We start from the raw sequence: 7852 nt of genomic DNA, 5'->3' as shown, positions 1-7852 counted from the left end.
CCATACCAGAATGGTCATCCCGGCCAGGCAGATCATGCCGAAGATGCCACCGGCCCAGATGGCAATCTGCTGCTTGGCCGCCGTGGTGATGCCGATGGCCTGATAAACCTCCGGCGGTGTCAGCAGCCCGAAAAGATGCCCGAAGAAGAGCAAAATGATGCCCACATGAAACATCACGCTGCCCCAGCGGAAGGCTCGGCTGTTGTTTAGCGTCTGGCTGGACATGGCCCGCCAGGTGTACTGGCCCCGCTCATAACGGAGCAGGGAACCCAGGATGAAGATGGCGCCAGCGATGTAGGGAAAGACGCCGAAGAAGAATTGGTTCAGATAGATTTCCATGATGTGTCCTCCGACAGTCAGCTACGGCCAGCGCCGTTGGATGGTGATTGGCCGGGTTTCTCCATCCATTGGATGGGAACCTCCTGTTGCGGTTTGCCGCTTTGCGAGATGGGGCAGCCCTCGCCCGACTGACTCGGATCGTGGTTGGCCATGAAGGTGACCTGTTCCTCTTCCCAGATTTCATCCATCTTGGTGATGGTTTCATCCGGGCCTTCCTTCGCAGCCTGCTCCCGCATGGCCTTTGCTTCGGCCGGTTCACCACCGATTTCCACCAGAGCCTCGAATAGCACGGCCCGGTCGGAAGCCTTTTCTCTCAGCCGGGCGCCGAGCAGCACGATCACGGCCATGGCGTCATTCAGCATGGCTTGAATTTCCTCCCTGGAACGGGTGGAGAGAAACTCCAGCAGCAGAGGCAGATAGTCCGGCAGCTCCCGGGCATCCAGTTCCAGGCCGGATTCACGGTAGTAATTGATCAGCTCCACCATGGCCTGTCCCCGGTCACGGGACTCACCGTGGACATGCTCGAAAAGATGCAGGGAAAGATGGCGGCCCCGATCAAACAGGGCCACATACTCTTCCTGCAAAGTCATCAGCGGGGCTTCCTGTAGGCGCTGGATGAATGCCTCCAGCGTCGTCATCCGCTCTTGGCTCAGTGCCTGCTCTTTTCGGAGTGCCTTCAGCATCTCCGGAGCAGCCTGAACGGTCTCCTCGCTAGGGTAGGCCATGAGCCTGGATATGACTTTCAGCGTAAGCATCATGCCTTCTCCCTGTCTGCTTTGATGGGGAAGAACTTGCGCTGTGCTAGCGGTTTTCCACCGAAGACATCCGGGTCACTGTGACCAGCATCACAGCCACCACCGAAGCTAAAGCCGCAGCCGCCACGCTCACTGATACCATCGTAGATGGATTCAGAGTTCTCCCGCTTGTTGGTGGGGATCACGAAGCGATCTTCGTAGTCGGCAATGGCCATGTAACGGTACATGTCTTCCACGGTCTCCACGTCCAGGCCGACCCGCTCCAGCACTTCCGGCTTTTCCACACCATCCACATGGCGTGCCCGCATAAAGGCGCGCATGGCCAGCATGCGTTCCATGGCCAGAACGACGGGCTCTTCCTCACCCGCAGTTAGCATATTGGCGAGATAACGTACCGGGATCCGTAGCGCATCCACGTCCGGAATCTCACCGTTGAAGCCGATCTTGCCGGCGTCTGCCGCCGACTGAATGGGCGACAGGGGCGGGCAATACCAGACCATGGGCAGGGTTCGGTACTCCGGATGCAATGGGAAGGCGACCTTCCAGTCCATGGCCATCTTGTAGACCGGCGACTGTTGGGCCGCTTCAATCCAGTTCTCAGGAATACCCTGCTTGCGGGCCTCGGCGATGATTTCCGGGTCATTGGGATCCAGGAAGACATCCAGCTGAGCCTCGTAGAGGTCCTGCTCATTGGGCACGCTGGCGGCCCCTTCGATGCGGTCGGCGTCGTAGAGCAGCACGCCCAGGTAGCGAATCCGGCCCACACAGGTTTCAGAACAGACGGTTGGCTCACCCACCTCGATGCGCGGGTAGCAGAAGATACACTTCTCGGATTTGCCTGTTTTCCAGTTGTAGTAAATCTTCTTGTAGGGGCAACCGGAGACGCACATCCGCCAGCCTCGGCATTTCTCCTGGTCGATGAGGACAATGCCGTCTTCTTCCCGCTTATAGATAGCTCCAGAGGGGCAGGATGCCACGCAAGTGGGGTTGAGGCAGTGCTCGCAGAGGCGGGGCAGGTACATCATGAAGGTGTTTTCGAACTGCCCGTAGATCTCCTTCTGCACACCCTCGAAGTTGTAGTCCTTGGCGCGGTGTTTGAACTCGGTGCCAAGAATCTCCTCCCAGTTGGGGCCCCACTCGATTTTCTCCATACGCTTGCCGGTCAGGGCCGAGCGCGGCCGGGCCGTGGGCATGGTCTTGGTGTCCGGCGCATTCTGGAGGAAGCCGTAGTCGTAATCCCAGGGCTCGTAGTAATCGTCAATGGCCGGCATGTCCGGGTTGGCGAAGATGTTCGCCAGGATTCGCCAGCGGCCACCGATCTTGGGCTGAATGCTGCCATTGGATTTCCGTACCCAGCCGCCATTCCAACGGTCCTGGTTTTCCCACTCCTTGGGGTAACCAATGCCAGGCTTGGTTTCCACGTTATTGAACCAGGCGTACTCCATACCCTCGCGGGAAGTCCAGACATTCTTGCAAGTCACCGAGCAGGTGTGACAGCCGATGCACTTGTCAAGATTCAGTACCTTGCCAATTTGCGCTCGAATTCTCATTTGGCACCCTCCAGATACATGGCGTCGCCGGCATCGTCGTTATCCATCCAGTCCACCTTGTCCATCTTGCGGACAATGATGAATTCATCACGGTTGGCACCGACGGTTCCGTGGTAATTGAAGAAATAACTCTGCTGGGCATAGCCCCCGATCATATGGGTGGGCTTGAGCACCGCTCGGGTGACGGAGTTGTGAATGCCGCCTCGCATGCCGGTGATTTCCGAGCCGGGGGTGTTCACAATCTTCTCCTGGGCGTGGTACATCATGGACATGCCTTCCGGAACCCGCTGACTCACCACAGCCCGGGCGGTAATTGCACCGTTGATGTTGAAGGCTTCAATCCAGTCGTTGTCCTTGATGTCTGCCTTGGCCGCATCGGTCTCGCTCATCCAGATGATGGGACCACCCCGCGACAGGGTCAGCATGAGCAGGTTGTCGGTATAGGTGCTGTGGATGCCCCACTTCTGGTGAGGCGTGATGAAGTTCAGCACCACTTCCTTGTTGCCATTGGAGCGCTTGCCTTCCATGGCATCGGTTGTCTTGAGATCCACTGGCGGCTTGTAAAGGCAGAGTTGCTCCCCAAAGGCCCGCATCCAGAGGTGGTCCTGGTAGAACTGCTGACGGCCGGTGAGGGTGCGCCAGGGGATCATCTCGTTCACATTGGTCCAGCCGGCGTTGTAGCTCACCTTCTCCGATTCAATGCCGGACCAGATGGGGGAGGTGTAGATCTTGCGTGGCTGAGCCTTGAGATCGTTAAAGCGGAGCTTTTCGGCCGCATGACCTTCCACCAGATGAGTATGGCTGCGTCCGGTTTTTTCAGACAGAGACTGCCAGGACTTCATGGCCACCTTGCCATTGGTTTCGGGTGCCAGCATGAGCACCGTCTCGGCGGCATCCACCGCTGTCTCGATCTTCGGCTGACCCTTGGCGGAACCCTTGCTCTGGATGCCATTGAGATCCCGCAGCGCTTGTACTTCCTCACTGGTATCCCATTGCATGCCCTTGCCGTTATTGCCGGCTTTCTCCATCAGAGGGCCAAGCGCGGTGAAGCGCTCGTAGGTGGCCGGGTAATCCCGCTCCACCGGTACGATGTTGGGCATGGTCTTGCCCGGAATGGGCTCACATTCGCCCTTCTTCCAGTCCTTCACATCCAGGGCCTGGGCCAGCTCCGCAGGCGAGTCATGCAACAGGGGCAGGGTCACTACATCGGTCTCGGTTCCCAGATGACCGGGAACCAGTTCCGCGAAGCGCTTGGCAATGCCCTTGTAGATATCCCAGTCGGAGCGGGATTCCCAGGCCGGATCCACGGCCGCGGTCAGCGGGTGGATGAAAGGGTGCATGTCCGACGTATTCAGGTCGTCCTTTTCGTACCAGGTAGCAGTTGGCAGGACGATGTCGGAATACATGCAGGTGGTGGACATGCGGAAATCCAGGGTGGTCAGAAGATCCAGCTTGCCCTGGGCGGCTTCCCGCCATTTGACTTCCCGGGGGTGCTTGTCGGTTTCGTCACCCAGGTCCTTGTTCTGCAGGCCGGTCTCGGTGCCCAGCAAGTACTTCAGGAAGTACTCATGGCCCTTGCCGGACGAGCCCAGGAGATTGGAGCGCCACACGAACATATTGCGCGGGAAGTTGGCGGGGTTGTCCGGGTCTTCACAGGAGAAGCCCAGCTCGCCGGATTTCAGCTGTTCAACCACATAGTCCTTGGGGTCCTTCCCAGCCGCCTTGGCGGCCTTCCCGATCTCCAGGGGGTTCCGCCCGAGTTGGGGTGCGGAAGGCAGCCAGCCCATGCGCTCGGCTCGGACGTTGAAGTCAATCATGTGGCCCTGGAAGTCGCTTTCCTTGGCCAGGGGGGAGAGGACTTCACCAATCTCCAGCTTCTCATGCCGCCATTGGCTTGTATGGTTGTAGAAGAATGAGGTCGAGTTCATATGCCGTGGCGGACGGTTCCAGTCCAGGGCAAAGGCCAGTGGCGTCCAGCCCGGCTGGGGACGGAGTTTTTCCTGCCCCACATAGTGGGCCCAGCCACCGCCGGAGACGCCGATGCAGCCACACATCATCAACATCTTGATCACGCCCCGGTAGTTCATGTCCATGTGGTACCAGTGGTTCATGGCGGCACCAATGATGATCATGGACTTGCCCTTGGTCTTGTGGGCGTTCTCGGCAAACTGCTGGGCTACGGCGATGACCTTCTCTCGCGGTACCCCGGTAATACGTTCCTGCCAGGCTGGGGTGTAAGGCACGTCGTCGTCATAGCTGGCGGCCACATTGCCACCGCCCAGGCCCCGGTCGATGCCGTAGTTGGCTACCATCAGGTCGAAGACCGTGGCGACTTTGACTTCGCTACCATCGGCCAGCTTGACCTTGCGGGCCGGGACATTGCGAAGTTGCACAGGATCATGCTCGGTGTGTGACCAGTGGGCATTGCCGCCACCCCCGAAGTAGGGGAAGGCCACCGTGACCACTTCGTCCTTGCTGTCGATCTCACTGAGCTGGGGGCGGATCTCATTGCCATCGGCATCCAGGGTCTCCAGATTCCAGCGGCGATCTTCCTCGCCCCAGCGGAAGCCGATGGAGCCGCGCGGCACCACGATCTTGCCGCTGCTCTCATCGCGGACCAGGGTTTTCCACTCGGGATTGTTCTTCTGGCCCATGTTATCGGCCAGGTCCGAGGCACGCAGATAACGGCCCGGTACCACCCGGCCGTCCTGTTCGTCCAGCATCACCAGGCCAGGCAGGTCGGTGTACTTGCGGACATAGTCATCGAAGTATTCACTCTTTCCCTCCACATGCCATTCCTTGAGGATGACATGCCCCATGGCCATGGCGAGGGCAGAGTCGGTGCCCTGTTTCGGGTTGAGCCAGATGTCACCGAACTTGGATGCCTCGGAATAGTCCGGCGTCACCGTGACTGTCTTCGTTCCGCGATAGCGGGCCTCGGTCATGTAATGAGCATCCGGCGTCCGGGTCTGGGGCACATTGGAGCCCCACATCATCAGGAAGGTGGAGTTGAACCAGTCGGCAGACTCGGGCACGTCCGTCTGCTCACCCCAGGTCTGGGGCGAAGCCGGCGGCAGATCGCAGTACCAGTCGTAGAAGCTCATGCAGGTGCCGCCGATCAGCGACAGGTAGCGGGTACCGGCGGCGTAGGAGACCATGGACATGGCCGGGATCGGCGAGAAGCCGATGATCCGGTCAGGTCCGAATTGCTTCGCCGTGTAGATATTGGCCGCCGCAATGATCTCATTGGCCTCATTCCACTCGGCCCTTAGAAAACCACCGAGGCCACGCCGGGATTTGTAGCTTTCGGCCTTCTTCGGGTCTTCCACGATGGATTGCCAGGCGTTCACAGGATCACTGTGACTCTGCTTCGCTTCCCGCCACAGTTCCAGCAGGCGGCGGCGGATCATGGGGTATTTCACCCGGTTGGCACTGTAGATGTACCAGGAATAGCTGGCACCTCGGGCGCAGCCACGGGGCTCGTGATTGGGCAGGCCCGGGCGGGTACGCGGGTAATCGGTCTGCTGGGTCTCCCAGGTGACCAGGCCGTTCTTGACGTAGATCTTCCAGGAACAGGATCCGGTGCAGTTCACCCCGTGGGTGGAACGTACGATTCGGTCATGCTGCCAACGAGCACGGTAACTGTCCTCCCAGCGCCGACTTTCGTCGGTCTTGACGCCGTGATCTTCGGAGAAGGTTTCCTTCTCCCTTTTGAAAAAGGTCAGATTGTCGAGAAAATGACTCATGCTTTGACTCCTTGCAGGCCGATTTGCCCGTCAGGCACGACTTTGGATTTAAGTATCAACTGACTCATCGTTATTTCCCGCTTTATGGATTCTTGACGTAGGCGTTCTTCCGAAGATAGAACCACCAGTTGATGAAAAGGCAGACGAAGTAGAATGCAGCGAAGGCATACATGGCCACTTCCGGGCTGCCTGCTTCAATCTGTTCACCCATTACCCGCGGTGCAATGAATGCCCCATAAGCGGCCACCGCCGATGTCCAGCCCAGTACAGGACCCTTGAGCTCCTGACTGAACACCACGCCGATTGTCCTGAATGTAGAGCCGTTACCGATGCCGCAGGCAGCGAAGATGATCAGGAACAGGATGAGGAAGGTCGCGAAGTACTCATGCGGTGCTTCAGATCCATAGGCGAGCATCATCACGTAACCCACGGCAACTGAAGCGATGACCACGACGACTGAAATCGCCTGAGTCACGATGGAGCCGCCCACCTTGTCAGATAGCCAGCCACCGATGGGCCGAATCAGGGCGCCGATAAACGGGCCAATCCAGGCAAAGGTCAAGGCACTGGGGCCATCCGGATTGGCGACCCGTTCCACCGAGCCGTCGGCCTGGACTTCGTTCATGTAGCCGAAAATAACCTCAATGGAAAGAGGAAGCGCAGCAGAGAAACCAATGAACGACCCGAAAGTAAGAATGTAGAGGATCGTCATTGACCAGGTGTGTTTGTCACTGAAGATCGTAAACTGCCGCTTGATCCCGGGGCGGATGACTTCGCCGGGCATGATGCGTAGAAGCCCCAGCGTCAGCACAATGATGAGCGGTAGAGCAAGCCACATATTGAGGACGCCAAGGCCTACCGGTCTGGGCAGGAAGAGGTAAAGGCCAATGGCCGCGGTCAGAAAACCCGCCGCATATAGTCCGGTCAATGTAGCGAAGGCGCGCAAGGGATGACCCGGACTGGGGGTAACTGTGCGAAGGTTGTTCATGCCGAACCAAGCGACAATGCACGCGGGGATGATCAGTAGTCCCCATACCAGCGGTGCATTCTGAATCCAGGTTTCCGTACCGGCTTCGATTCGACCAATCAGGGTGCCGCTGGCCCGTTCCAGGGTCATGGGGTCCCCGGAAAGCAGCCAGAAGACCGGTGCGATCATCACCAGTGGGATGAGGATCTGCATGGTGGTGACGCCAAAGTTACCCAGGCCGGCGTTCAATCCCAGGGCCAGGCCTTGCTGGCGCTTAGGGAAGAAATTGGAAATGTTGCTCATGGATGCGGCGAAGTTGCCGCCGCCGATACCGGACAGGAAGGCGAGCAGCTGGAAAACCCACAGGGGCGTATCCGGATTCTGCAGCGCCTGCCAGGCACCCAGGCAAGGGAGCAGCATCAATGCCGTGGTAAAGAATACGGTATTTCGGCCCCCGGCAATTCGTATCATGAACGAGGCCGGGATACGCAGCGT

Annotated in this window: 5 protein-coding genes; all 5 read right to left on the bottom strand. The window is 58.7% G+C overall.

Translation table 11 applies throughout. The annotated features are described in order from the left end of the window. The coding region (gene narI / locus ACJWXQ_RS00215) for a respiratory nitrate reductase subunit gamma (RefSeq protein ID WP_406671898.1) at positions 1 to 339 on the bottom strand (339 nt) is incomplete at its 3' end. 17 nt (positions 340 to 356) lie between these two features. Then, the gene (gene narJ, locus ACJWXQ_RS00210; protein WP_346049660.1) at positions 357 to 1097 is read right to left on the bottom strand and encodes a nitrate reductase molybdenum cofactor assembly chaperone; all 741 of its coding nucleotides are present in this window, start codon (positions 1095 to 1097) and stop codon (positions 357 to 359) included. After that, the gene (gene narH / locus ACJWXQ_RS00205) at positions 1094 to 2644 is read right to left on the bottom strand and encodes a nitrate reductase subunit beta (protein ID WP_346049662.1); all 1551 of its coding nucleotides are present in this window, start codon (positions 2642 to 2644) and stop codon (positions 1094 to 1096) included. Before narH ends, narJ begins: the two co-directional genes overlap by 4 nt. Continuing rightward, positions 2641 to 6390: a nitrate reductase subunit alpha gene (locus ACJWXQ_RS00200; protein WP_406671897.1), complete on the bottom strand. Its 3750-nt coding sequence runs from the start codon at positions 6388 to 6390 to the stop codon at positions 2641 to 2643. Before ACJWXQ_RS00200 ends, narH begins: the two co-directional genes overlap by 4 nt. 82 nt (positions 6391 to 6472) lie before the next feature. Beyond that, positions 6473 to 7852 (bottom strand): antiporter (locus tag ACJWXQ_RS00195; RefSeq protein ID WP_406671896.1); only part of this gene is annotated, 1380 nt, incomplete at its 5' end.

The organism is Natronospira sp. (genome assembly GCF_007134575.1).
Classification (GTDB): Bacteria; Pseudomonadota; Gammaproteobacteria; order Natronospirales; family Natronospiraceae; genus Natronospira; species Natronospira elongata.
Note: the sequence above shows the minus strand (reverse complement) of the source record. Positions and strands in the feature narration are given on the sequence as shown.